A 26,191-nucleotide genomic window follows, 5' to 3' on the forward strand; every position below is an offset into this window, starting at 1 on the left:
CTGCGAGCTCCGTCCCGTTACGCGTCGTCAGCCGGTGAACTTCACATCCGTGATGCCCTGCTTGAAGCCAGCGTCGCTGTACCCATCCTTGCCCGCGTGGGGCAGTGCGGTCAGCCAGACGAGCACATACCTCGTCTTCACCGGCTCATCGGCCTTGAAGGTCGCCGTCGTGGTGGTGGTCTGGTCCTTGGCACCGATCCGCTTCAGGCCGTCGACCGAAGCAGGGCTGAGCGAGTCCGACGCGTACAACGAGACGGTGGTGTGGTCACCGCCGTAACGGAGCTTTATCGAGGCGGACGACACCTCCTGCTCGGAGCCGAGGTCGTAGACGATGCCGACGCCGGGCTTTATGACCATCTCAGGGCCGTCGTAGAACGAGTTGGTCCGCCAGTACGAAGCGCTGTCGCCGTCGTACGTCTTCTGCACGTCACCGGGCGCCTGAGCGTCGCCCTTGGCGACGTATTCCTTGGCGCCCTCGATGGTCAACGGTTTCGTCGGCTTCTTGGCGTCCTTGCCGCCGCCGTCCTTCGTGTGCGTCGTCTCGGAACTGCCGGAGCTGCCGCGGTCCATGAGGGCGTCCGCGAGCTGCCAGCTGCCGAGGCCCAGGGCGGCGATCAGCAACGCCGAGACGGCCCACTTGAGGGCCTTCCCGGTGCGGCCCTGCAGCGGGGCCGGCGGCGTGGGCACGGGCTGGGTGGCGCCGGGCACAGCCGGGCGGCCGTACGTCCCCTGCTGGTACGTGGTCCGCTGGTACTCCGGAGGCGCGGTGAACGCGGGCTCCGGCGGGCGGATCTTGGGCATCTCGCCGATGGCCTTCACCAGGTCCTCCGGCGTGGTGCACGGCGGTTCCTGGCGGGAAGCGGTCGCTCCGTGGTTGGCGAGAGCGCGCATGGCGAGCTCTGCGAGGCCGCGGTGCACGCCGGCGCGGACCTGGTCCGGGGCGATGAGGCCGACGTCCTTGGGCAGCCCGGACAGGCCGTATGCGTCGTTTTCGTACGGCCAGCGCTGCGTCAGGGAGGCATACAGCAGTGCCCCGATCGCCTCGGCGTCGCTGCGCTGCGGAGTGTCGGACGTGATGCCGCGCAGTGCCGCGTTCACGGCGAGGCCGCGGATGCGCCACTGTCCGGTGGAGGTGCGCAGTACGGCGCTCGGCGTGAGCCGCAGATGCGCGAGACCCTCGCGATGGGCGGCCGCCATGGCGTGCGAGACCTGGTTGACCATCTGGTACGCGTCGTGCGTCTCCAGGGTGTTCACGGCGAGCAGGGCCGTGAGTTCGGTCGCGTCGGGCAGCCACTCGTGGACGACGTAGACGAGGTCGTTCTCCTCCACCGCGTCCAGGACCTGCACGAAGCGGGGGTCGCCGAGCAGCGCCGACGAGCGGGCCGCGGCGAGCACCGAGCGGGCCCGTGCGTGGTCGGCAGGCAGGAGGTGCACGCCGACGGCGCGACGGAGCTTCTCGTCGACCGCACGCCAGCTGCTGAAACCGTCCAGACGGGTGACGCACTCTTCGAGTCGATAGCGTCTGGCGAGCTTGTGGCCGCTGTGCAGCTCGGGCGGCGAGGCCGCGCCGGGGCTCATGTGCGTGCCCGTCTCCGCCGTGTCCGCGCTCTCTTCAGCTGCCGTGGTGTCCCGCTCCCCGGTCTTGGCCACCCCGTCGGCCGTGGCCTGCTCCGCCTTGTCCGCCTTGGCGGCCAGCGGTTCGTCACCGCCGTTGTCGGCCACGTCGACGGCAGCCGTGCTCCGTTCCGCCACCGTCGTTCCTGCCTCCCCATCCGTTGCATTCACTGCGACGCCAAACCCAATTGTGCCCACAGTCTCGCGCTATGCACGACACGCGGTGGTCGCCGATGGTTGTGCGCACTTCCGGCCGAGTCAGCGGCCGAGGCGTCCGCGCACCATTCCGACCATCGAATTCAGCTCTTCGATGCGCATCTTGCGCGCGGCCACGTAGAAGACGCCGAGCAGTACGGCGCCACCGACGACCAGCGCCGCGATCGACCCGAACGCGCCGTGGCCGAGTGCCTTGGTGAGCGCGTACCCGATTCCGCCGCCGATGATCGTGGCGGGAACGGACGCGAGGCAGAGGCGGGCGTACGTACGCACGACGTTCGGGCCGTCCAGGTCGCCACCGAGCCGCTTGCCCAGGCGTCGCCACGCGACACCGACCCCGATCGCGTACGCGAGACCGTACGAGAAGGCCATGCCGACGACTGCCCACCGGGCGGGCAGGATGACGTAGCACAGGGCCGAGGCGGCGGCGTTGACGGCGGCGACGATGACCGTGTTGTAGAAGGGCGTCCGGGTGTCCTCGTACGCGTAGAAGCCGCGCAGCACCACGTACTGCACGGAGAACGGGATGAGGCCGAGACCGAACGCCATGAGGATGTAGCCCATGGACTGGGCGGCCTCGATGCCGCTGGAGCCGAAGAGCAGGGTGCACATCGGGACGCCGAGTGCCACGAACATGAAGGCCACCGGGACGATCGCGACCGCCGAGGTGCGCAGGCCCGAGGAGATGTCGTCGCGGACCGCGCCGGGGTCGCCGTCGTGGGCGGCGCGCGAGATGCGCGGCAGCATCGCGGCCATGACGGAGACCGTGATGATGGCCTGCGGCATGCCCCAGATCAGCTGGGCGTTCGAGTAGCCCAGGATGCCCGTGCCCTTGACCGGGGAGGCCTCGCCCGCCGCGGTGGCGAGCTGGGTGACGACGATGACACCGGCCTGGTTGGCGAGGACGAACAGGACGGTCCACTTCGCGAGCTTCACGGCCTTGCCGAGGCCGTGGCCCTTCCAGTCGAAGCGGAGGCGGAAGCGGAAGCCGGTCTCGCGCAGGTACGGGATCATCGCCAGCGCCTGGACCATCAGGCCGAGCAGGGTGCCGAGGCCGAGCATGCGGACGCCGTCCGGCGGGATGGTCGTGACGCCCATCCTGCTCTCGGCCGCGGTGCCGTAGACCCAGATGAACATGCCGAACGTGAAGATCATGACGATGTTGTTCAGGACCGGGGTCCACATCATCGCGCCGAACTTCCCACGGGCGTTCAGGATCTGGCCCATGACCACGTGCACACCCATGAAGAAGATCGTGGGCAGGCAGTAGCGGGCGAAGGTGACGCCCACGTTGTCGGCGGCCGGATTGCTGGAGACCGTGTCCGACATCAGCTTGATCAGCAGGGGTGCCGCGAAGACGACGATCGCGACGATCACCGCGAGGGCGACCATCACGAGGGTGAGCAGCCGGTTGGCGTAGGCCTCGCCGCCGTCCTCGTCCTCCTTCATGGAGCGGACGAGCTGCGGTACGAACACCGAGTTGAGGCCGCCGCCGACGGTCAGGATGTAGATCATCGTCGGCAGCGTGTACGCGACCGTCCAGGTGTCACCGAGGAGTCCGGCGCCGAGCGCCGCGGTGATCACCATGGTGCGGACGAAGCCGGTCAGCCGGGAGACCAGCGTGCCCGCGGCCATCACCGCACTCGACTTCATGAGGCCCGCCGCGCGGCCGCCCTTCTTCGGGGCGGGCGCGGGAGCCGCTGCCGGCGGGGGCACCGGCACCGCTGCCTGGCCGAGGACCCGGGTCGCGTCGTCGACCGGCGGCTGCGCCGGTGCACGGCCTCCGGTGTAGCCGGGCTGCTGGTCCCGGAAGAGGTGGGCGAAGGCGTCCGGCTCGTGACGCTCCTCGGCGGCCTGCGTCACCAGGTCGTCGACGCCCACGAACTGGGTCGTGCGCGCGTCGTCGCCGTACGGCAGGTACTGAGTGGGGCCCTCGGGCTCCGGCGCGGGCGTCTGCGCCCACACGCGGGGGTCGGGCTGGTACTGGTTCGTGGGCGGCGGCGCGTACAGCGGTTGCGCCTGGTACGTGCCGGGGGGCGGCGGCGGGTGCGCCGCGCGGTCGTACAGCGCCTCGGTCACCGGGTCCTGGGCGGCGAGGTCGTGCGCCCGGTACGGATCCTGGTCGTAGGCGTCCTGGAGGTACGCGTCCTGTGGATACGCGTCGGGGGCGGGCTGGGGCGGCGGTACCTGACCGTCGGCCCCGTAGGAGCCGGCGTACGGGTGGCCATCGCCCGAGGCAGAGCCGCCCTGGCCCTGGCCACGGTCACCGTCGTACGGCGCGTTCATGGTTACCCCACCTCATCGTCCCCGGCCCACCGGCCACGACATCGCTCAACGGTCCACTCTCTCACCCGTGCCCGACGGGGCCGTGCTTTCGGAAGAGGTGTCAGCCGTCGGGTCACTCGGCTGCTGCGGAACGTCTGCCCGCGCGGTGGGCACCGAGTCGGATTCCGGCGCGTCCTGTACGGCCGCGGCGGAATCCTCCTGCGGGCCGTCCTGCGCCTGCTGGGCGGCGGCACGCTTGCGCTGGGTGTACATCCGGAACCCGGCCAGGACGAGCAGCAGGACGCCGCCGCCGATGACGAGCATCACGGTCGGCGTGATCTCCGTGGCGTCCACCTTGAAGGCGATCTTCTTGCCATAGGGCTGGTTGTCCGCGGTGAACAGCTGGGCGTAGACGGTGACCGGGCCGGTCGCCTTGGCCGTGGTCGTGAACTTCACGGACTGGCTGTGCCCGCTGGCGATCTTCACGAGCTTGTCCTCGGAGGCCCCGTCGCCGATCTTGAGGCGGGTGCCGTTGGCCGAGGTGAGGCGCAGGACGAGGTGGTCGACGTCCTGCCACAGGTTGTTCTGCACGGACACCGGGATCGTCGCGCTGCGGCCCGAGAGTCTGACGCCGGACTTCGGGATCAGCGAGACCTGGCCGCTGAGTTCGGAGAGGTACGACGAGACGCCGTCACGGAACGACTGGGAGGCCGCCGCCTTGGAACGCCAGGACGTGGACATCTCCCGGTCCATCGCGCGGCCGAACGGCGTCACCACCCGGGACGGGTCGCTGAGGACGACCTTGAAGTTCTCCAGGGAGCGCTGGGTTTCCTGGATCTCCTCGAACGCGGGCCTCGACAGCTCCTGCCTGCGCAGGGACGCGGGGTACGAGCGTGCGGACGGAACCTGGGTGGTCGCGCCCGGGTCCGGCTTCGAGGAGGCGGCGGCCGACAAGCTCTGGGACTGCGACCAGGTGCCGTCCTGCAGCGCCCGCACGGCCTGGGCCATGGAGTGGGCCTGGCTGGTGGTGGGGGTGCGCTGCGGGGCGACGACGACGCTGCGCTGCTTGTCGGTCTGCAGGTTGAGCATCAGGCTCTGGGCGAGGAACTTCTGGACGGCGAGCGTCGAGGTCTCGGCGCGTGCCATGTCCCCCTGGAACGCGGTCGACAGGCGGGCGTCGGCGACCACGGCCGTGGCGCCGCCACCGATGGGACGGGCAGCGGACGGCGTGTAGGCGAGGTCGTCCTGGAGGGAGTCACTGCGCGCGATGATCTTGTTCGCGCCCGCGGAAGTGGCGACCTTGACGATGTCCTTGTCCACGGCGCCCTCGGCGGGCCACGCGTAGGACGTGTCCGCCTTCACGTGAAGGATCGTGTCGACGGCCGCGACGGCGGCGTCCGTGGCGTCCTTGAGGTGCCCGAGCGACCCGGTCACCTTCGTGCCGTTGTGCGCGAGCGAGGCCAGGTCCGGGTCGGCGAACGGCAGTGTGACCACCTTCTGGCCCTGCACGGCGTTCTGCAGCTCGCCCAGCCACTCCTTGGCGATCGCCTGGTTCTTGCCGGACGTGAACGTCCCGTCCGCATCCTTGATCTTGTACGTCTCCGTCATCGCGTCGACCGAGGCGAGCAGATCGGGGTCGATCACCCAGGTGATGTCGAGGCCGCTGCCGAGCTCCAGCATCTGCTGGAGACGGCCGCCGGGACCGATCTGCTGGGCCAGACTGTCGTCGTCGAAGACGGGCGTCTGCTGCTCGTCCGTTCCCGTTTCCGCGGTGAGATGGGTGTCGGAGATCAGCGGCCACAGAACGGTGGTCTTCGTCCGGGTGTCCGCGTCGTCGGGCTGCCAGGGCAGGAAGGTCCGCTGGATGCCGAGCGTCGTCGGGTACGGCAGGGCGGCCGTCTCGCCCTTGAGGGCGACGCTGATCTGGTAGACGCCGTCGGCGTTGAGATGCAGTTCCTCGACCGGCACCGACAGCGTGAAGTCCTGGGTCGCACCGGGGGCGAGCTTCGCGACCTTCTGCGCGTACTTGCTCGCGACCTCCGTGCCCTCCGGGGAGCCGCCCGTACTGCTCTTCGCGGCGGCGTCGATCGCCGAGCGTCCGGCGTAGGAGATGCCGACCCGCAGGCCGACATGGGCGTCCGTGATCGCTTGCCGGCCGTTGTTGGTGATCTTGCCGCGGACCGTGAGCGTGTCCTGCTCCGTCGGCACAGTGGGCGAAAGCTGGTTCACCGTCACGTCGACCGTGCTCGTACCGGTCGCGTCGGCGGTGGCGGTCGTCGGGGTCGCCGCCGACGCGGGGGCGGTGCCGGGCAGCAAGGGCAGCGCAGCCAGGAGCGGCGCCGCGGCGAGCAGGGTTCCGGTGCGCCGCAGCAGTCGGCGGGCAGGTGAGGGGCTCATCCCGGGAAAGTCTGCCGCCTCGGCCACGCGCTCGTCCGTCCCTCGTCGTCGTCAGTGGTCGCAGATGTGTCCACGCATGGTAACGAGGAGCACTGTGGCTGAGTGCCACGGTCCGCTCCCACAAGATCGTGGAGCCAGGGTAGGGGGCCGCTCCGGCGGTCTTGTCACGGCCCCGGGAAACGGTTCGGTTCGGGCCACCCGAGCCACGTACCCTTTCCTGTTGTGCCGAACGCCAATGAAGACAATGCCAGTGCCCTGAGCGAGGTGCAGCGCCGCGCCGTCAGCGAGCTGCTGCGGGTTTCGCCTGTCGCCGACGACCTCGCCCGCCGATTCCAGGAGGCCGGGTTCTCCCTCGCCCTGGTCGGTGGTTCGGTCCGGGACGCATTGCTCGGCCGGCTCGGCAACGACCTGGACTTCACCACCGATGCCCGCCCCGAGGACGTACTGAAGATCGTCCGTCCCTGGGCCGACGCCGTCTGGGAGGTCGGGATCGCGTTCGGCACCGTCGGCTGCCAGAAGAACGGTCGCGTCGAGGGCGTCGACCAGACCTTCGAGATCGAGGTCACGACCTATCGCTCCGAGGCGTACGACCGCACCTCGCGCAAGCCCGAGGTGTCGTACGGCAATTCCATCGAGGAAGACCTCGTCCGCCGTGACTTCACGGTGAACGCGATGGCCGTCGCTCTCCCTGAGAAGGACTTCATCGACCCGCACGGAGGTCTCGACGACCTGGCCGCGCGGATCCTGCGCACGCCCGGTACGCCCGAGGACTCCTTCTCCGACGACCCGCTGCGGATGATGCGGGCCGCCCGCTTCGCCGCGCAGCTCGACTTCGAGGTGGCCCCTGAGGTCGTCGCGGCGATGAAGGCGATGGCGGGCCGCATCGAGATCGTCTCCGCCGAGCGCGTCCGGGACGAGCTGAACAAGCTGATCCTCTCCGCGCACCCGCGCAAGGGCCTCACTCTGCTCGTCGACACCGGCCTGGCCGACCACGTCCTGCCCGAGCTGCCCGCCCTGCGTCTCGAGCGCGACGAGCACCACCGGCACAAGGACGTGTACGACCACACGCTGATCGTGCTCGAGCAGGCCATGGCGCTGGAGACGGACGGCCCCGATCTGACGCTGCGTCTCGCGGCGCTGCTGCACGACATCGGCAAGCCGCGCACCCGCCGCTTCGAGAAGGACGGCCGGGTCTCCTTCCACCACCACGAGGTGGTCGGCGCCAAGATGACGAAGAAGCGCATGACGGCGCTCAAGTACTCCAACGAGCTCGTGAAGGATGTCTCGCGCCTCGTCGAGCTGCACCTGCGCTTTCACGGGTACGGCACCGGCGAGTGGACGGACTCCGCCGTGCGCCGCTACGTACGCGACGCGGGACCGCTTCTGGAGCGTCTGCACAAGCTGACTCGTTCTGATTGCACGACGCGGAACAAGCGCAAGGCCAATGCCCTGTCGCGAGCCTACGACGGGCTTGAGGAGCGCATCGCGCGGCTCCAGGAACAGGAAGAGCTGGACTCGATCCGCCCCGATCTCGACGGCAACCAGATCATGGAGATCCTGGATGTGCGGCCGGGCCCGGTGATCGGGCAGGCGTACAAGTTCCTGCTCGAACTCCGTCTGGAGAACGGGCCGATGGAGTACGACGCGGCCGTGGCGGCCCTCAAGGAGTGGTGGGCCGGGCTCTCGCAGGACTGAGAACCGGCACGGAGTGGGGGCGCTGTTTCACGTGAAACAGCGCCCCCAGCCATAGGTCGACAGGTCGATCCGGATCGTGTTTCACGTGAAACATCGCGCGGATCGTGAGGGATACGCCGATTCCCGCGCCCGGCCGCGCCCGGCCGCGTCAGACCGGGTCAGACCGCGTCGTCCACGCCGTCGTTCACCCGTGTACCGAAACGGGCCATGGTGAGTGCCACTGCCCCGTAGAGAGCCGCCACGAGCACCACGAGCGGGATCGAGCGTCCGTCCGGCGGAAGCATCAGGGCTGCCACGGCGGCTGCGCCGACGAACGAGATGTTGAACAGCACGTCGTAGACGGAGAAGATCCGGCCGCGGAAGCCGTCGTCCACCGAGGACTGGATGACCGTGTCCGTTGCGATTTTCGCGCCCTGAGTGGTGAGCCCCAGGACGAAGGCGGCCACCAGAGTGGGGGCGGGTTCGAAGGGGAGCCCCAGTGCGAGTTCCAGGACGGCGGCCACGCCGGCGCAGATCACGATCCAGCCACCCGCTCCGAACCGAGCGGCCGCCGCCGGTGTCACGACGGCAGCGACGAAGAACCCCGCTCCTGAGATGCCCACCGCCAGGCCGAGCAGTGCCAGGCCGTCGGACTCCGTGGACGACCACGCGTACCGGCACAGCATGAGCACCATGACGAGCAGGGCGCCGTAGCAGAACCGCATCACCGTGATCGCGGCCAGGGCGCGTGCCGCGGGACGCCGGGAAGCGAGATGGCGTACGCCGGAGAGGAGATCCCGCGCGGTGCCGGACAGCGCCGCACCCAGCCGGGATTGCACCAACTCCTGGTCCGGTCCGAGGAGTTGTACGTCCATGCGCAGCGAGGCGAGTGCGGCGCACAGGTACAGGGCCGCGCCGAGGAGGACGACTGCCGCGTCCGAGTCCGAGGCGAGCAGTCGCACGGCGAAGGCGAGACCGCCGCCCAGGGTCGCGGCGAGGGTACCCGCGGTCGGCGAGAGCGAGTTGGCCATCACGAGGCGGTCGGCGTCGACGACGCGGGGCAGCGCGGCCGAGAGACCGGACAGGACGAAGCGGTTGACCGCGGTGACGCAGAGGGCCGAAGCGTAGAAGAGCCAGTCCGGCGCTTGGCTCAGCATGAGTACGGCGGTCGCGGAGGCCAGGACCACCCGCAGCAGATTTCCGTAGAGGAAGACCTGGCGGCGGCGCCAGCGGTCGAGCAGCACGCCTGCGAACGGGCCGACGAGGGAGTACGGCAGCAGCAGGACGGCCATCGCCGAGGCGATCGCGGCGGGCGAGGTCTGCTTCTCCGGAGAGAAGACGACGTAGGTGGCGAGTGCGACCTGGTACACGCCGTCCGCGCCCTGGGAGAGCAGGCGCAGCGCGAGCAGGCGCCGGAAGTCGCGCAGCCGCAGCAGGACGCGCAGGTCACGGACGACAGCCATGGGGCACAGCCTCACATATGGGAGAGGCCCCCGGACGCACGAGGTGTGCGATCCGGGGGCCTCAACAGCCCTCAGGCGGTGGCTGTTTCACGTGAAACAGCCACGCAGCCGTTCATGAGGGGTGGGTCAGCGCTCGACCTCGCCCTTGATGAACTTCTCGACGTTCTCGTAGGCCTCGTCGTCGAAGTACTGCACCGGCGGGGACTTCATGAAGTACGAGGAAGCGGAGAGGATCGGGCCGCCGATGCCGCGGTCCTTGGCGATCTTCGCGGCGCGCACGGCGTCGATGATGACACCCGCGGAGTTCGGGGAGTCCCAGACCTCGAGCTTGTACTCCAGGTTCAGCGGGACCTCACCGAAGGCGCGGCCCTCGAGGCGGACGTACGCCCACTTGCGGTCGTCGAGCCACGCGACGTAGTCGGACGGGCCGATGTGGACGTTCTTGTCGCCCAGCTCGCGGTCGCGGATCTGCGAGGTGACGGCCTGCGTCTTCGAGATCTTCTTCGACTCGAGGCGGTCGCGCTCGAGCATGTTCTTGAAGTCCATGTTGCCGCCGACGTTGAGCTGCATGGTGCGCTCAAGACGGACACCGCGGTCCTCGAACAGCTTCGCCATCACGCGGTGCGTGATGGTCGCGCCGACCTGCGACTTGATGTCGTCGCCGACGATCGGGACGCCCGCCTCGGTGAACTTGTCCGCCCACTCCTTGGTGCCGGCGATGAAGACCGGAAGAGCGTTGACGAAGGCGACCTTGGCGTCGATGGCGCACTGGGCGTAGAACTTCGCCGCGTCCTCGGAACCGACGGGCAGGTAGCAGACGAGAACGTCGACCTGCTTGTCCTTGAGGACCTGGACGACGTCGGCGGGGGCCTCGGAGGACTCCTCGATCGTCTCGCGGTAGTACTTGCCCAGACCGTCGAGCGTGTGACCACGCTGGACCTGGACGCCCGTGTTCGGGACGTCGCAGATCTTGATGGTGTTGTTCTCGGAGGCGCCGATGGCGTCCGCGAGGTCGAGGCCGACCTTCTTCGCGTCGACGTCGAACGCGGCGACGAACTCGACGTCGCCGACGTGGTAGTCGCCGAACTGGACGTGCATGAGGCCGGGGACCTTGGTCTCCGGGTCAGCGTCCTTGTAGAACTCGACGCCCTGCACCAGCGAGGCGGCGCAGTTGCCCACGCCGACGATGGCTACGCGAACCGAACCCATTCCGGTTGCTCCCTGTGTGTACTGGTGAAGTCCTGATTGGACTTCACGTGGCGGTGTCGTCGGACGGATCCGGCCGGGTGCTGTCCCGGTGCCGGGGCAGGCCGCCCGTCTCTCCAGATGTGTCCTGCTGAGCTGCGTCCCCCGGGCCCGACCTTTGCTGGTCGCGGCCCGCGCGCTCGCTCTCGATGAGCTCGTTCAGCCAGCGCACTTCGCGCTCCACGGACTCCATGCCGTGTCGCTGAAGCTCGAGCGTGTAGTCGTCCAGGCGCTCCCGGGTGCGGGCGAAGGAGAGGCGCATCTTTTCGAGGCGCTCTTCCAGACGGCTGCGACGGCCTTCGAGTACGCGCATCCGTACGTCACGCGACGTCTGCCCGAAAAAGGCGAATCGCGCGGCGAAGTGCTCGTCCTCGTACGCATCGGGGCCGGTCTGCGAGAGCAGATCCTCGAAGTGCTCCTTACCTTCCGCCGTCAACCGATAGACGATCTTGGCGCGACGCCCTGCGAGTGAGCTGGCAAGGGCATCGGCGGGACCCGCGCCCGCTTCCTCGATCAACCAGCCGCTCGCGACCAGCGTCTTGAGGCAGGGGTACAGCGTCCCGTAGCTGAAGGCACGGAAGACCCCCAGCGACGTATTGAGTCGTTTGCGCAGCTCATAGCCGTGCATCGGGGATTCGCGGAGCAGTCCGAGTACGGCGAACTCGAGGATGCCGGAGCGCCGGCTCATCGTCGCCTCCTCACTGTCGCGGGCCCATGTATCGACTCTTTATGTCGTGCTGATGTATCGGCTCGATACATCTCGACGATAGAACGACCCAACGATTGCGACAAGAGGGATCACGGTGAACGGCGTCACATCACCGATTCGTAGGAAGCAACTTGCCTGATTTGGGGTGAACTTCGCCCCTCGGTGGGTTTTGACGGTGCGTAGTCTGTCCGCCATGCAGACCACCGGGAACCAAGTGACGCCTGGGGGCGTCGTCGTCCCGGGTGCAGTGCGGGTGAGTGCCGAAAGGGACGCATCCGTACTTCGGGGGGACCGGAAACCAGCCGCCGTTTCCAGGCGCGCGAGGCCGCGCCTGCCCGAGGAGTAGTCGTTCGATGAGCGAGCACCGTCGCAAACCGCCGCAGCCGCAGGGCGGCGGACGCGCCGCGGCCCGTCGCGGAGCGTCCGGAGGATCACCGGGCCGTCGTGCAATGCCGCGCGGCACCACTGGATCGCCGTCTGATTCCTACGGCGGCCCGAGGTCCTCGGGTTCGCACGGGGGCGCGAGCGAGGAGCGCCCCTGGGGCGGCCGCGCCGAGGCGCGCCGTGCGGCTCAGCGCGGCGCCGGAGGCGGCAGGCGCAGGGCCGCCGACGACGGCGCGGGCCGTGGTGGAGCCGGCGGCGGTGGCCGTCGCGGTGGCGGCGGGCCGAACGGCCCGGGGCGCGGCAGGGGCCGCGGCGGCCGTCCCGAGAAGAAGAGGTTCATCGACTACCCGCGCGCGGGCAAGTACGGCTGGGCCCGGTTCGTGCCGTCCTGGAAGCAGGTCGTCGGTACGTGTTTCGGCTTCATGCTCCTGGGCATCGGGGCGTTCGGCATCGGCCTGATGATCGTGTCCGTGCCGATCGAGGCGCAGGCGGCCACCGCCCAGTCGAACGTCTTCTACTGGGACGACGGGACGCAGATGGCGGCGACGGGCGGTGAGCAGAACCGCCAGATCGTGCCGCTGTCCGAGATCCCGAAGTCCATGCAGAAGGCCGTGATCTCCGCGGAGAACGCCTCGTTCTACGACGACTCGGGCGTCGACCCCATGGGCATCGCACGCGCCATGTTCAACATGGCGAAGGGCGGCGAGACCCAGGGCGGTTCGACCATCACCCAGCAGTACGTGAAGAACGCGATGCTGGACGACCAGTCCCAGTCGCTGTCCCGCAAGGCCAAGGAGCTCTTCATCTCGGTGAAGGTGGGCGCCACGGTCGACAAGGACGACATCCTCAAGGGCTACCTCAACACCGCGTACTTCGGTCGCAACGCCTACGGGATCCAGGCGGCGGCCCGGGCCTACTTCGACCGCGACGCCGCCGACCTCACGACCGAGCAGAGCATCTTCCTGGCGTCGGTCCTGAAGGGGCCGAACCTCTACAACCCCGACGGCGGCATCGGCGACAGCGCGACGCCGGCCGCCAACAAGGCGCGCGCGCAGTCCCGCTGGAAGTGGATCGCCGACCGCATGGTCGAGGTCGGGAACATGCCCCAGAGCGAGCGCGACGGCCTCAAGGGCTTCCCCAAGCTCGAGAAGCAGAAGTCCGCACTGTCCGGGCAGACCGGCTACCTGGTGGACATCGCCAAGGACTACGTCTCCAAGAAGAGCGGCATCTCGCCCGAGGACCTGGAGAAGGGCGGATACAAGATCTACACGACCTTCAACAAGAAGAAGGTCGAAGAGCTCGAGAAGTCCGTCAAGAAGACGGAGAAGGTCTTCCTCGACTCCAAGAAGCGGCCGAAGACGGACAAGTACGTACAGTTCGGCGCCGGTTCCGTGGAGCCGGACACCGGCAAGATCGTGGCGATCTACGGCGGTGCCGGGTACGACCAGGACCACTACACGAACAACGCGAACACCGCGGGTGTGCCGGTCGGCTCGACCTGGAAGCCCATCGTGCTGGCGTCCGCGATGCAGTACGGCACCTACAAGAGCGACGGCGAGGGCATCTCGCCGATGAGCCTGTACAACGGCAACGACCTGCTCGTCATCAAGGACCGCAACGGCGATCCCATCCGGGCGGCCGACGGCACGCCCTTCCGGCAGAAGAACGAGGGCACCAGGATGTGGGGCCCGATCACGCTGCGCAAGGCCATGGAGCAGTCGATCAACTCGCCGTTCGTGCAGCTCGGCATCGACGTGGGCCTCGGCAAGACGCGCGAGATGGCCAAGAAGATGGGCATCCTCGATGCCAGCTTCGACCAGGGGAACCTGAACAACGCCTCGTTCTCCCTGGGTACGTCCACGCCGAGTGCCATTCGCATGGCGGACGCGTACGGGTCGTTCGCCACGTCGGGCGAGCACTATGAGCCGTACTCCGTGACCAAGGCCGTCGACAAGGACGGCAAGGAACTGCCGGGCTTCGACGTGCCGAAGCCGTCCAGGGCCATGGACCCGGACGTGGCGGAGAACGTCACGGACGTCCTGCAGAACGTGGTCAAGAACGGTACGGGCAAGAAGGTCGCCGACATCGGCTTCCCCGTCGCCGGCAAGACCGGTACCACCGACAAGAACAAGTCGGCCTGGTTCGTGGGCTACACGCCGGAGCTGTCCACCGCCGTCACGCTGTTCCGCACCGACCCCCGGTCGAACGGCAAGGAACTCCTCTCCATGAACGGCACGGGTGGCGTGCCGTCCATCCACGGTGGTGACATTCCGGCCCAGATCTGGCGGGACTACATGTCGGCGGCGCTCAAGGGCGTCGACCACAAGGACTTCCCCGAGGCCTCGAAGATCGGTGAGGTGGTCGGCTCGCCGAGCCCGACACCGACCCCGACGAGCCCGCCGGCGCCGACCACCTCGGCCCCGGTCGAGCCCTCGCCGACCCAGTCCTCGCCCGACCCGTCGCCGTCGACGAGCGAAACCTGCAGCCAGTGGAGCTGGGACTGCCAGACCGGCGGTACGACCGGCGGCGGCATGACCGACGGCGGTACGACGGACGGCGGGGTGACCTCGTCGCCGTCGGCCAGCGAGAGCACCGGCAACGGGAATTCGAGAGGAAACGGGAACGGCGGCTTCATCGGGGGCAATTCGGGCTAACGCCCGGAGCTCCGGAGAGGGCCACGCGTAGGGAGTGGGCGGTGGACAGCCGCCCACTCCCTCTTTCTTTCCTGGCGCCTTCTTTTCTGTCGCCAGTTGCCCGGGGACGAGCGCCCTTGGCCGACGGTCCTGACCCCGTTCTCAGCCGCGTACGGCAGGATGTGCGCCATGCCCAGCGCAGAGACCACACGCACGAACCCGCAGCAGCCGGACCCCGTACGGCCGACCAGAGAGGACGAGGTCGCGGCGGCCGGCAGCGAGTTCATCGGGGGGCCCGTCGGGCGGCGGGCGCTGCTCGGGCGCTCGTGGTGGACCCCTGTACGCGTCATCGCGCTCGTCATGCTCGGCATGTTCGCGCTCGGGATGGTGCAGAAGTTCCCCTGTTACGACGGGGCCTGGTTCTACGGCGCGAGCTCCCAGTACACGCACGCCTGCTACTCGGACATTCCGCACCTCTACCAGGGGCGCGGTTTCGCCGACGGCCTCGTGCCGTACTTCGACAAGCTGTCCGGCGACATGGACTACCTCGAGTACCCGGTCCTCACCGGTGTGTTCATGGAGGTCGCCGCCTGGCTGACGCCGGGCAGCGGCACCATCCAGCACCAGGAGCAGGTGTACTGGATGGTCAACGCCGGGATGCTGATGATCTGCGCCGCGGTCATCGCCGTCTGCGTCGCCAGGACCCACCGCAGGCGCCCCTGGGACGGCCTCCTGGTCGCCCTGGCGCCCGCGTTCGCGCTGACCGCCACCATCAACTGGGATCTCTTCGCCGTGGCGCTCACAGCGGCCGCGATGCTGATGTGGTCCCGCGGCCGCGCGGTGGCCTTCGGCGTGCTGCTCGGGCTCGCCACCGCCGCCAAGCTCTATCCCGTTCTGCTGCTCGGCCCGCTGCTCGTGCTGTGCTGGCGGGCCGGGAAATGGCGTGACTTCGCGCTGGCGACGCTGGGCGCGGCGGGCGCGTGGCTGGTCGTGAACCTGCCGGTGATGGTCCTCGCGCCCGAGGGCTGGGCGAAGTTCTACACCTTCAGCCAGGAGCGCGGCGTCGACTTCGGCTCCTTCTGGCTGATCATCTCCCAGCACATGGACACGCCGCTCGACAAGGACGTGGTCAACACCCTGGCCACGGCCCTGATGCTGCTTGCCTGCCTCGGCGTCGCGGCCCTCGCGCTGACCGCACCGCGCCGGCCGCGCTTCGCGCAACTGGCGTTCCTGGTGGTCGCCGCCTTCATCCTGACCAACAAGGTCTACTCGCCGCAGTACGTACTGTGGCTGATCCCGCTCGCCGCCCTGGCGCGGCCGAAGTGGCGGGACTTCCTGATCTGGCAGGCGTGCGAGGTCGCGTACTTCCTGGGGATCTGGTTGTACCTCGCGTACACGACCAGCGGCGACAAGCACCAGGGGCTGCCGACCGACGGCTATCAACTGGCCATCGCCGTGCACCTGTTGGGGACGCTGTACCTGTGCGCCGTCATCGTGCGCGACATCTGGATGCCCGAGAGGGACGTGGTGCGGCGCTCCGGCGACGACGATCCCTCGGGCGGGGTGTTGGACGGTGCCAGGGACGTCTTCGTGCTCGGTGCCGCCGCCCATCCCCCGCGGCACGCGGTCCACGCCGGGGAGCAGCCCCCGTCGGTGAACTGGGGCAAGGACCAGGGCAGTTCACTCTGAGCGAACAGGCCGTGGGAACGAAAGAGGGGCCGCGCACCTCCTGGGTGCACGGCCCCTCTTTCATGCGTTCCTGGCTTTCGTACGTCCTTGAGTAGGCGCGCGTTCAGCGGTCCGGCTCAGCGGTGTCCGGTTCAGCGGTCCAGGATCCGGTCGAACTGCGTGGTGGTGTGCCGCAGATGGGCCACCAGTTCCTCGCCCACCTTCGGCTCGGGCGCGTCCGACGGTACGAAGAGGATCGAGACCTGCATGTGCGGCGGCTCGGCGAACCAGCGCTGCTTGCCCGCCCAGACGAACGGTGCGAGGTTCCGGTTCACCGTGGCCAGGCCGGCCCGGGCGACGCCCTTGGCGCGCGGCATGACGCCGTGCAGCGCCTTCGGGGCCTCCAGGCCCACACCGTGCGACGTACCGCCCGCCACGACCACCAGCCAGCCGTCGGAGGCCGCCTTCTGCTGCCGGTAGCCGAACCGGTCGCCCTTCGCGACGCGCGTGACGTCCAGGACCGCGCCGCGGTACTCGGTCGCCTCGTGGTCGCCCAGCCACAGCCTCGTGCCGATACGGGCCCGGAAGCGGGTCTGCGGGAACTGCTGCTGCAGTCGCGCCAGTTCCTCGGCCTTGAGGTGGCTGACGAACATGGTGTGCAGGGGCAGACGGGCCGCACGCAGCCGGTCCATCCAGCCGATGACCTCCTCGACGGCGTCCGAGCCGTCGGTGCGGTCGAGCGGCAGGTGGATGGCGAAGCCCTCCAGGCGTACGTCCTGGATGGCGTGCGCGAGCTGCGGCAGATCCTGCTCGCTCACCCCGTGCCGCTTCATCGAGGACATGACCTCGACGACGACGCGGGCGCCGACGAGGCCGTGGACGCCGTCGACGGAGGAGACGGAGCGGATCACACGGTCGGGCAGCGGAACCGGTTCTTCGCCGCGCCGGAACGGGGTCAGGACCAGCAGATCACCGCTGAACCAGTCCTTGATCCGGGCGGCTTCGTACGTGGTCCCGACGGCGAGGATGTCGGAGCCGAGGCGCGTGGCCTCCTCCGCCAGCCGTTCGTGGCCGAAGCCGTAGCCGTTGCCCTTGCACACGGGGACGAGCCCCGGAAACTGCCCGAGCACCTGCTTGTGGTGTGCCCGCCAGCGCGCGGTGTCGACATAGAGCGTGAGCGCCATGGCCGGTCCCGGAACCTTTCTCGTGGCTGCGGTGTATCAGAGGTATGAAGAAACTTTGGAGCTACGTGAATTGTGCCGGGTCCGCCGGGAAAGCGGAGCGGGGTGTGCGGAGTGCGCCGGGGCGGGCCTGTGCCGGCTCTGCGCCCGGCGCGCGGTCAGCGCCGCGACATGTAGATGTCGAGCGCCTTGTGGAGCAGCTTGTTGAGCGGGAAGTCCCACTCGCCGAGGTATTCGGCGGCCTGCCCGCCCGTGCCCACCTTGAACTGGATCAGACCGAAGAGGTGGTCCGTCTCGTCCAGCGAGTCGGAGATGCCGCGCAGGTCATAGACGGTGGCGCCGAGCGCGTACGCGTCGCGGAGCATCCGCCACTGCATCGCGTTCGAGGGCCGGACCTCGCGGCCGATGTTGTCGGAGGCGCCGTAGGAGTACCAGACGTGCCCGCCGACGACGAGCATCGTCGCCGCGGACAGGTTCACCCCGTTGTGGCGGGCGAAGTACAGCCGCATGCGGTTGGGGTCCTCGGTGTTGAGGGCCGTCCACATGCGCTGGAAGTACGAGAGCGGGCGCGGCCGGAAGTGGTCGCGCACGGCCGTGATCTCGTACAGGCGCTGCCACTCGGCGAGGTCCTGGTAGCCGCCCTGGACGACCTCGACACCGGCCTTCTCGGCCTTCTTGATGTTGCGGCGCCACAGCTGGTTGAAGTTCTTGTGGACCTCTTCCAGGGAGCGGTTCGCGAGTGGCACCTGGTAGACGTAGCGCGGCTGGACGTCTCCGAAGCCGGCGCCGCCGTCCTCGCCCTGCTGCCAGCCCATGCGGCGCAGCTTGTCGGCGACCTCGAAGGCGCGCGGCTCGATGAAGTCCGCCTCGATGTCGCGCAGGCGCTTCACATCGGGGTCCTGGATGCCCTTCTTGATGGAGGGGGCTTCCCAGCGGCGGATGATGACCGGCGGGCCCATCTTCACGGAGAAGGCGCCCTGCTGCTTCAGATGCGCGAGCATCGGGCGCAGCCACTCTTCGAGGTTCGGGGCGTACCAGTTGATGACCGGGCCCTCGGGCAGGTACGCGAGATACCGCTTGATCTTGGGCAGCTGGCGGTACAGGACGAGGCCTGCACCGACCATCTCGCCGGTGCGGTCGTCGAACCAGCCCAGGTTCTCGGAGCGCCACTCCGCCTTCACATCAGCCCAGGCCGGGACCTGCATGTGGCTCGCGGAGGGCAGGCTCTGGATGTATGCCAGATGCTGCTCTCTGCTGATGGTCCTCAGGGTCAGGCTCATTCGGGGCGCTCCTCGGGCTGGTGTGTCCCCATGGGTACAGGGGCTCCGGCTCTCGCGCCGAAGCCTACTGCGCCCTGCGAGCGCCCCGACTGGCCGTATGGGAGGTCGGCCCTCGGGAGGGGCCTGACCTCAGCCGATGACACCGCCGAAGAGGCCGCCGTGGGCCATTCCGATGAAGAAGCCGACGGCCGACGCACCCAGGCCGAGGATCAGCCCGAAGCGTTCCCGGGTCGTCTCGGAGACGAACTGGCCGTAGGCGCCGGTCAGGATTCCGACGAGGCCCGTCCACGAGCTGAGGAGGTGGAGACCGCTCCAGATCGAGGAGATGATCGCGATCGCGCCGAGCACGGCGGTCACCGCGAGCAGGGTGTCGGGGAGCGGATGGGCCTTGCCGTCGCTGGCGAAGAGAGAGCCGGCGCTCGTGCTGTTCGGTCGCATTGCTTGTGCCATGAGGGCACCTCCTGCGGAAGGCGGCGCATCGTAGCGCCATACACACCCGATGTGTACAGATTGCGGTCGTCCGCTGTCGGATTTCAACCGGAAGCCGAGGTGCGGGTAGTCTGTACCGTCTGCATTGGTGTCTGCCCACGTCCCGACCAGGGATTGATACCCACTGATCTGCAGGGATCTCCCTCACGGGGCCCGATTGTCAGTGGTGGCCGATACCGTTGCTCACGCATAACAACCCTCCTGCCACGGAACGACCGTGGCCGCTGAGTCCAAAGGAGGTGGGTTCTACATGCGTCACTACGAGGTGATGGTCATCCTCGACCCCGATCTGGAGGAGCGCGCTGTCGCCCCCCTGATCGAGAACTTCCTCTCCGTCGTCCGCGAGGGCGCCGGAAAGGTCGAGAAGGTCGACACCTGGGGCCGTCGTCGTCTCTCGTACGAGATCAAGAAGAAGCCCGAGGGCATCTACTCGGTCATCGACCTGCAGGCCGAGCCTGCGGTCGTCAAGGAGCTCGACCGCCAGATGAACCTGAACGAGTCGGTCCTCCGGACCAAGGTCCTCCGTCCCGAGACCCACTGAACTTCCTAGTTCAGCGGTATCCGGGATTCGAGTAGCAGCAAGCAGTCCGCAGCAAACCCGCCGAGAGGTTCCCCATGGCAGGCGAGACCGTCATCACGGTCGTCGGCAATCTTGTCGACGACCCCGAGCTGCGCTTCACCCCCTCCGGTGCGGCGGTCGCGAAGTTCCGTGTCGCGTCCACTCCCCGCACCTTCGACCGGCAGACCAATGAGTGGAAGGACGGCGAGAGCCTGTTCCTGACCTGCTCGGTCTGGCGTCAGGCGGCGGAGAACGTCGCGGAGTCGCTTCAGCGAGGCATGCGCGTCATCGTGCAGGGCCGACTGAAGCAGCGGTCCTACGAGGACCGTGAGGGCGTCAAGCGCACGGTCTACGAGCTGGATGTCGAGGAAGTCGGCGCCAGCCTCCGCAGTGCCACGGCCAAGGTCACCAAGACCAGTGGTGGTGGCCGCGGTGGCCAGGGTGGTGGCTTCGGCGGCGGTGGCGGCCAGCAGGGCGGCGGCTGGAGCGGTGGCTCCGGTGGCGGTCAGCAGCAGGGTGGCGGCGGTGCTCCCGCCGACGACCCCTGGGCGACCGGTGCGCCGGCCGGTGGCGGTCAGCAGCAGGGCGGCGGCGGTGGCGGCTGGGGCGGAAGCTCCGGCGGCTCCGGCGGCGGCTACTCGGACGAGCCCCCCTTCTAGGGCGTGGCTCGTACCCACACTTCTTGATCACACAGGAGAAACACCATGGCGAAGCCGCCTGTGCGCAAGCCTAAGAAGAAGGTCTGCGCATTCTGCAAGGACAAGGTCACGTACGTGGACTACAAGGACACGAACATGCTGCGGAAGTTCATTTCCGACCGCGGCAAGATCCGTGCCCGCCGCGTGACCGGCAACTGCACGCAGCACCAGCGTGACGTCGCCACGGCCGTGAAGAACAGCCGTGAGATGGCGCTGCTGCCCTACACGTCCACCGCGCGATAAGGAAAGGGTGACCGACTAATGAAGATCATCCTGACCCACGAGGTCTCTGGCCTCGGTACCGCCGGTGACGTCGTCGACGTCAAGGACGGGTACGCCCGCAACTACCTGGTCCCGCGTGGTTTCGCGATCCGCTGGACCAAGGGTGGCGAGCAGGACGTGGCGCAGATCCGCCGCGCCCGCAAGATCCACGAGATCGCGACCATCGAGCAGGCCAACGAGATCAAGGCCAAGCTCGAGGGTACGAAGGTCCGTCTGGCCGTCCGCTCCGGCGACGCCGGTCGTCTCTTCGGCTCCGTCACGCAGGCTGACGTCGCTTCGGCGATCGAGACCGCTGGTGGCCCGAAGGTCGACAAGCGCCGCGTTGAGCTGGGCTCGCCGATCAAGACGCTGGGCGCCCACGAGGCGACCGTGCGTCTGCACCCCGAGGTTGCCGCCAAGGTCAACGTCGAGGTCGTCGCTGCCTGAGCCCTGCCCTGAGCAGAGCTGAAGCGAATGTGGGGCCGCACCCTTCGGGGTGCGGCCCCACATGCTTGCCGCTGTGCCTTCTCCGTTTCACGTGAAACGGATACGTCTGCGAGAAACCGGCTGTTTCACGTGAAACAGAGCGCACGGCTCAGCGCGTCGCCCCCATGACCACCCAGCGGCCGGAGCGATAGCGCGTCCAGAGCGTCGCCATGCGGACCGCCATCATCAGCGTCATCGCTCCCCACAGTGCGGTGAGGCCACCTCCCAGGGTTGGTACGAGCAGCGCCACCGGGGTGAAGACAGCCAGAGTGATCAGCATCGCCCAGGCCAGATACGGGCCGTCGCCCGCGCCCATGAGAACGCCGTCGAGGACGAAGACGATGCCGCAGATGGGCTGAGCCAGGGCCACCACGATCAGGGCGGGCAGGGCCGCGTCCTGGACAGACGGGTCGCTGGTGAACAGCGGAACGAACAGCGGGCGGGCGACGACGACGAGAAGGCCCAGGACCACGCCCGTGACGATGCCCCACTGGATCATGCGGCGGCAGACGTCGCGCGCACCTTCGGCGTTGTCGGCGCCGAGGTAGCGGCCGATGATGGCCTGCCCGGCGATGGCGATGGCGTCGAGGGTGAAGGCCAGCAGGTTCCACAGGGACAGGACGATCTGGTACGCGGCCACGTCGGCGTTGCCGAGTCGGGCGGCGACGGCTGTGGAGAGCATCAGGATCGCGCGGATCGAGAGCGTACGGACGAGCAGGGGAACACCGGCCTGGGCGCAGGCGCGTATCCCCGCGGCATCCGGACGCAGAGAGGCTCCGTGGCGCCGGGCTCCGCGGACGACCACGACCAAGTAGACGACGGCCATGCCCACTTGGGCGATGACCGTGCCCCAGGCGGAACCAGCGATGCCGAGTCCGGCGCCGTAGACGAGTCCGGCATTGAGCGCGGCGTTGGCGATGAAGCCGGCGACGGCGACGTACAAGGGGGTCTTCGTGTTCTGGAGGCCGCGCAGGACGCCGGTCGCGGCCAGGACGACGAGCATGGCGGGGATGCCGACCGCGGAGACGCGGAGGTACGTGACCGCGTACGGCGCGGCGGTGTCCGAGGCGCCGAAGAGCTGGACCAGGGCGGGAGCCGTGGGCAGGACGACCGCGATGACGGCGGCGCCCAGGAGGAGAGCGAGCCAGATGCCGTCCATGCCCTGCTGGATCGCGGCTCGCAGATCACCGGCGCCGACCCGGCGGGCGACGGCCGCCGTGGTCGCGTAGGCAAGGAAGACGAAGACGCTGACGGCGGTCGTGAGCAGGGCCGAGGCGATGGCGAGTCCGGCGAGCTGGGCCGTGCCGAGATGACCGACGATGGCGCTGTCGACCATCAGGAAGAGGGGCTCTGCGACGAGCGCGCCGAAGGCGGGGACGGCGAGGGCGACGATCTCTCGGTCGTGCCGTCGACGGGCGGCCTTGGGTCTCGCTGGAGCCTGTGTCATGGGCACTAATCTAATCTTCCACAGGTAAGTGACGCAATTGCATTCCGCCCCTTACTTTGAGGCGGCCTTCGTGTGTCGCGGGACGGGGGGCTCGACGAACTTGGGCCGACTGGGGAAGTTTTTCTTCTGCACAGCCGGTGGACGGGATATCTGCAGGTCAGTGGCTATGCGTGGAATCGGCTGAGGGCTTGTTCACAGGCCTGTCCACCGGGTCGTGCACAGGTTTTGCCGGGTTCTCCACAGCGAGAGCCCCGTCGTCCACACCGCCTGTGGATAACCAGATTGGCTGACGGTGCCCGCAGGCCTAACGTGGTGCGGCGCCCGCCGTGTTCTCAGGCCTCGGAAACCTCGCAAAACCGACGCGTCGGAACCGGAATCGGGCCCCCTATTTGTCAGTGTCGTGCCGTAGGAATGAGAGGCACGGCGAGGTCCGCTCGGCGGACGGGAGGAGGTGGCCCGGTGAGTATCTCCGAGCCCTTGGACGACCCCTGGGCCGACAGCGGTCCCAGTGATCGTCTGCCCCCTTCCCGTCAGGGTCGCAGTGGCGGCCGCGGTCAGGGTGACCAGCACGAGCGAGGGCGCGAGGGCGGTGCCTGGGACGAGGGTCCGGCCACGTTCGAGCGCGTACCGCCGCAGGATCTGGACGCGGAGCAGTCCGTTCTCGGTGGCATGCTCCTGTCGAAGGACGCGATCGCCGATGTCGTCGAGGTCCTCAAGGGGGCCGACTTCTACAAGCCGGCTCACGAAACGATCTTTCAGGCGATCCTCGACATCTACGCCAAGGGCGAGCCGGCCGACCCGATCACCATCGCGGCCGAGCTCACCAAGCGCGGCGAGATCAACAAGGTCGGCGGCGCATCGTATCTGCACACCCTCGTCCAGACGGTTCCGACGGCGGCCAACGCCGAGTACTACGCGGAGATCGTCCACGAGCGGGCCGTCCTTCGGCGCCTCGTGGAGGCGGGCACGCGGATCACGCAGATGGGATACGCGGCCGACGACGACGTCGACGAGATCGTCAACAAGGCGCAGGCCGAGATCTACGCCGTCACCGAGCAGCGCACCAGCGAGGACTACCTCCCGCTCGGCGACATCATGGAAGGCGCGCTCGACGAGATCGAGGCGATCGGTTCGCGCAGCGGCGAGATGACGGGTGTGCCCACTGGCTTCACCGACTTCGACTCGCTGACGAACGGTCTGCACCCGGGCCAGATGATCGTCATCGCCGCCCGTCCCGCCATGGGTAAGTCGACGCTGGCGCTCGACTTCGCCCGTGCGGCCTCGATCAAGCACAACCTGCCCAGCGTCATCTTCTCCCTCGAAATGGGGCGCAACGAGATCGCGATGCGTCTGCTGTCGGCGGAGGCGCGGGTGGCTCTGCACCACATGCGTTCCGGCACGATGACGGACGAGGACTGGACGCGGCTCGCGCGCCGGATGCCCGAGGTCTCGGCCGCGCCGCTCTACATCGACGACTCCCCGAACCTGTCGATGATGGAGATCCGCGCGAAGTGCCGTCGCCTCAAGCAGCGCAACGACATCAAGCTCGTGATCATCGACTATCTGCAGCTGATGCAGGCCGGTGGTTCGAAGCGTTCCGAGAGCCGCCAGCAAGAGGTCTCGGACATGTCCCGAAACCTCAAGCTGCTGGCCAAGGAGCTCGAGGTCCCGGTGATCGCCCTCTCGCAGCTGAACCGTGGTCCCGAGCAGCGCACGGACAAGAAGCCGATGGTGTCCGACCTGCGTGAGTCCGGCTCCATCGAGCAGGACGCGGACATGGTCATCCTGCTCCACCGCGAAGACGCGTACGAGAAGGAGTCCCCGCGCGCGGGCGAGGCCGACATCATCGTCGGCAAGCACCGTAACGGTCCGACGGCCACGATCACGGTCGCCTTCCAGGGCCACTACTCGCGCTTCGTGGACATGGCGCAGACCTGATCGACTCCGGCGGGAGGGCTCCCCGGGAGCCGACGATCAGCCCGCGGTGAAATCCGCTCGACGCGGGCCGACGGCCACGGTGGACTGGGGCCATGACGACACCCCCAGAACTGTTGCCCCAGACCCGTCGCGCCCTTCTGCACCGCATCGCCGTGGCGCAGAGCGAAGGGCGCTCACCCTCCCTCGTCGGCGCGGTCGCCCGGGACGGAGAGCTCGTCTGGACCGGTTCGCGGACCTCGGTGGACGGGCACGGGCCGGACGAGAACGTGCAGTACCGGATCGGCTCGATCACCAAGACGTTCACCGCCGTGCTGGTGCTGCGGCTGCGCGACGAGGGGCTGCTCGACCTCGGCGATCCGCTGGAGAAGCATCTTCCCGGGACGGGTGCGGGGGAGGTCAGCATCGCCGAACTCCTCGCGCACACCGGTGGGTTGGCGGCGGAGACGCCCGGAGAGTGGTGGGAGCGTTCGTCCGCGTCGCTGCGCCCGACGCTTGCCGACGTGCTCGGCGAGCAGCCCTTCCGGCACCCCGTCGGCCGCCGCCACCACTACTCCAACCCCGGCTACACGCTGCTCGGTTCGCTGATCGAGAAGGTGCGCGGTGTCCCCTGGGAGGAGGCTCTGCGCAGCGAGGTCCTCGAACCGCTCGGCCTGAGCCGTACCAGTGCGCAGCCGCAGATGCCGCACGCCGGCGGCTGGGCCGTGCATCCGTACGCCGATGTGATGCTGCCGGAGCCGTCCGAGGACCTCGGCCTGATGGCCCCGGCCGGGCAACTGTGGTCCACCGCCCGGGACTTGGTGACGTTCGCCGCCTTCCTCGCCGTGGGCGACGACCGGGTGTTGAGTGCGGAGTCCGTGCGCGAGATGCGGACACCGGCCGCGCCGACCCTGCCGAGCGATTGGGATGCGACGTACGGGCTCGGTGCCCAGGTGATCCGGCGGGACGGGCGGACGCTGGTCGGGCACACCGGGTCACTGCCCGGGTTCGTAGCGGGCCTGTGGCTGAGCGAGGAGGACGGTCTCGTGGCTGTCGCCCTGGCCAACTGCACGTCCGGGGTGCCCACAGGCCTTGTTGCCGCCGACCTCTTGAAGATCGTCGCTGAAGCCGAGCCGCGGATGCCCGAGCCCTGGCGTCCGCTCCCCGAAGTGGACGTATCCGTACTGGAGTTGGCGGGTCCCTGGTACTGGGGCACACAGGTCGTGGCGCTCCGGCTCGGGACGGAGGGGGCGGTCGAGCTCGGGCCGGTGGCCGGCGGTGGACGCCGTTCCCGGTTCCGGGCCAACGGCGACGGCACCTGGACGGGCCTCGACGGTTACTACGCGGGGGAGCTGCTCCGGGCCGTGCGGCGGCCCGACGGCTCGGTGAGCCACCTGGATCTCGGGTCGTTCGTCTTCACACGGCAGCCGTACGACAGTGACGCACCGGTGCCGGGTGGGGTCGACCCGGAGGGCTGGCGCGGGATTCCGCAGTAGGCGGGACAGCGGGCGGTGGTCGCTTCCCGTTTCCCAGAGGCTTGTTTCACGTGAAACGACCGACGTGGACCAGCCTGTGCGAAACGGACCACCGCCCGCTGCCCGTTTCACG

General features: G+C 68.6%; 19 protein-coding genes. 9 read left to right on the top strand and 10 right to left on the bottom strand.

Annotated features, from left to right (window positions below; genetic code table 11):
- Nucleotides 1-27 precede the first annotated feature (27 nt).
- From ACIBUY_RS15000 to ACIBUY_RS15010, 3 genes are all read right to left on the bottom strand, one after another.
- Nucleotides 28-1,752, bottom strand: a complete 1,725-nt coding sequence (locus tag ACIBUY_RS15000) for a protein kinase family protein (protein WP_365560313.1) — start codon at nucleotides 1,750-1,752, stop codon at nucleotides 28-30.
- 120 nt (nucleotides 1,753-1,872) lie between these two features.
- Nucleotides 1,873-4,116, bottom strand: a complete 2,244-nt coding sequence (murJ, locus tag ACIBUY_RS15005; protein WP_399152777.1) for a murein biosynthesis integral membrane protein MurJ — start codon at nucleotides 4,114-4,116, stop codon at nucleotides 1,873-1,875.
- A gap of 45 nt (nucleotides 4,117-4,161) precedes the next feature.
- A complete protein-coding gene (locus ACIBUY_RS15010) occupies nucleotides 4,162-6,492 on the bottom strand; it encodes a DUF6049 family protein (RefSeq protein ID WP_399152778.1) in 2,331 nt (776 codons plus the stop codon).
- A gap of 222 nt (nucleotides 6,493-6,714) precedes the next feature.
- Here ACIBUY_RS15010 and ACIBUY_RS15015 point away from each other — a divergent pair, with 222 nt between their 5' ends.
- A complete protein-coding gene (locus ACIBUY_RS15015) occupies nucleotides 6,715-8,187 on the top strand; it encodes a CCA tRNA nucleotidyltransferase (protein ID WP_365560322.1) in 1,473 nt (490 codons plus the stop codon).
- Nucleotides 8,188-8,345: 158 nt separating this feature from the next.
- Here ACIBUY_RS15015 and ACIBUY_RS15020 read toward each other — a convergent pair whose 3' ends face one another.
- The 3 genes from ACIBUY_RS15020 to ACIBUY_RS15030 all read right to left on the bottom strand — a co-directional run bounded on the left by ACIBUY_RS15020 (nucleotide 8,346) and on the right by ACIBUY_RS15030 (nucleotide 11,562).
- Nucleotides 8,346-9,629 (bottom strand): MFS transporter, encoded by a 1,284-nt coding sequence (locus tag ACIBUY_RS15020; RefSeq protein ID WP_399152779.1) that lies wholly within the window; start codon nucleotides 9,627-9,629, stop codon nucleotides 8,346-8,348.
- A gap of 126 nt (nucleotides 9,630-9,755) precedes the next feature.
- Nucleotides 9,756-10,838 carry an inositol-3-phosphate synthase gene (locus ACIBUY_RS15025; RefSeq protein ID WP_365560327.1) on the bottom strand — a complete coding sequence of 361 codons (1,083 nt, stop codon included), beginning with the start codon at nucleotides 10,836-10,838 and terminating at the stop codon, nucleotides 9,756-9,758.
- A gap of 43 nt (nucleotides 10,839-10,881) precedes the next feature.
- Nucleotides 10,882-11,562, bottom strand: coding sequence for a helix-turn-helix transcriptional regulator (locus tag ACIBUY_RS15030; protein ID WP_365560330.1), 681 nt, complete (start codon nucleotides 11,560-11,562; stop codon nucleotides 10,882-10,884).
- Between the two features lie 374 nt (nucleotides 11,563-11,936).
- Here ACIBUY_RS15030 and ACIBUY_RS15035 point away from each other — a divergent pair, with 374 nt between their 5' ends.
- Together ACIBUY_RS15035 and ACIBUY_RS15040 are read left to right on the top strand one after the other, a co-directional pair.
- Complete coding sequence (locus ACIBUY_RS15035; RefSeq protein WP_365560332.1) at nucleotides 11,937-14,621, top strand: transglycosylase domain-containing protein; 2,685 nt, start codon at nucleotides 11,937-11,939, stop codon at nucleotides 14,619-14,621.
- A gap of 159 nt (nucleotides 14,622-14,780) precedes the next feature.
- Nucleotides 14,781-16,289 (top strand): glycosyltransferase 87 family protein, encoded by a 1,509-nt coding sequence (locus ACIBUY_RS15040; protein WP_365561206.1) that lies wholly within the window; start codon nucleotides 14,781-14,783, stop codon nucleotides 16,287-16,289.
- A 131-nt stretch (nucleotides 16,290-16,420) separates the two neighbouring features.
- Here ACIBUY_RS15040 and ACIBUY_RS15045 read toward each other — a convergent pair whose 3' ends face one another.
- The 3 genes from ACIBUY_RS15045 to ACIBUY_RS15055 form a co-directional block, all read right to left on the bottom strand.
- Nucleotides 16,421-17,452, bottom strand: a complete 1,032-nt coding sequence (locus ACIBUY_RS15045; protein WP_365560335.1) for an alanine racemase — start codon at nucleotides 17,450-17,452, stop codon at nucleotides 16,421-16,423.
- A 155-nt stretch (nucleotides 17,453-17,607) separates the two neighbouring features.
- On the bottom strand, nucleotides 17,608-18,729 hold the full coding sequence (femX, locus tag ACIBUY_RS15050) for a peptidoglycan bridge formation glycyltransferase FemX (RefSeq protein WP_365560338.1): 1,122 nt from the start codon (nucleotides 18,727-18,729) through the stop codon (nucleotides 17,608-17,610).
- Between the two features lie 129 nt (nucleotides 18,730-18,858).
- A complete protein-coding gene (locus ACIBUY_RS15055) occupies nucleotides 18,859-19,179 on the bottom strand; it encodes a hypothetical protein (protein ID WP_365560340.1) in 321 nt (106 codons plus the stop codon).
- Between the two features lie 289 nt (nucleotides 19,180-19,468).
- Here ACIBUY_RS15055 and rpsF point away from each other — a divergent pair, with 289 nt between their 5' ends.
- The 4 genes from rpsF to rplI all read left to right on the top strand — a co-directional run bounded on the left by rpsF (nucleotide 19,469) and on the right by rplI (nucleotide 21,183).
- Complete coding sequence (gene rpsF, locus ACIBUY_RS15060) at nucleotides 19,469-19,759, top strand: 30S ribosomal protein S6 (protein ID WP_037615007.1); 291 nt, start codon at nucleotides 19,469-19,471, stop codon at nucleotides 19,757-19,759.
- 74 nt (nucleotides 19,760-19,833) lie between these two features.
- Nucleotides 19,834-20,436 carry a single-stranded DNA-binding protein gene (locus tag ACIBUY_RS15065; RefSeq protein ID WP_399152780.1) on the top strand — a complete coding sequence of 201 codons (603 nt, stop codon included), beginning with the start codon at nucleotides 19,834-19,836 and terminating at the stop codon, nucleotides 20,434-20,436.
- A gap of 45 nt (nucleotides 20,437-20,481) precedes the next feature.
- Nucleotides 20,482-20,718, top strand: a complete 237-nt coding sequence (rpsR, locus tag ACIBUY_RS15070) for a 30S ribosomal protein S18 (RefSeq protein WP_003949403.1) — start codon at nucleotides 20,482-20,484, stop codon at nucleotides 20,716-20,718.
- 18 nt (nucleotides 20,719-20,736) lie between these two features.
- Nucleotides 20,737-21,183, top strand: a complete 447-nt coding sequence (gene rplI, locus ACIBUY_RS15075; RefSeq protein WP_018529699.1) for a 50S ribosomal protein L9 — start codon at nucleotides 20,737-20,739, stop codon at nucleotides 21,181-21,183.
- Between the two features lie 148 nt (nucleotides 21,184-21,331).
- Here the strand turns inward: rplI and ACIBUY_RS15080 are convergent, their stop codons facing one another.
- Entirely contained in the window at nucleotides 21,332-22,669 is a 1,338-nt protein-coding gene (locus tag ACIBUY_RS15080; RefSeq protein WP_365560346.1) for an MATE family efflux transporter, read from the bottom strand.
- A 459-nt stretch (nucleotides 22,670-23,128) separates the two neighbouring features.
- On the opposite strand from ACIBUY_RS15080, the gene dnaB reads away from it, so the two are divergent.
- Together dnaB and ACIBUY_RS15090 are read left to right on the top strand one after the other, a co-directional pair.
- Nucleotides 23,129-24,607: a replicative DNA helicase gene (gene dnaB / locus ACIBUY_RS15085; protein WP_365560349.1), complete on the top strand. Its 1,479-nt coding sequence runs from the start codon at nucleotides 23,129-23,131 to the stop codon at nucleotides 24,605-24,607.
- A gap of 92 nt (nucleotides 24,608-24,699) precedes the next feature.
- Nucleotides 24,700-26,079 carry a serine hydrolase domain-containing protein gene (locus ACIBUY_RS15090; RefSeq protein WP_365560351.1) on the top strand — a complete coding sequence of 460 codons (1,380 nt, stop codon included), beginning with the start codon at nucleotides 24,700-24,702 and terminating at the stop codon, nucleotides 26,077-26,079.
- Nucleotides 26,080-26,191: the final 112 nt, after the last annotated feature.

Origin of the sequence: Streptomyces sp. NPDC050085, from assembly GCF_044460595.1 — a bacterium.
Taxonomy (GTDB): domain Bacteria; phylum Actinomycetota; class Actinomycetes; order Streptomycetales; family Streptomycetaceae; genus Streptomyces.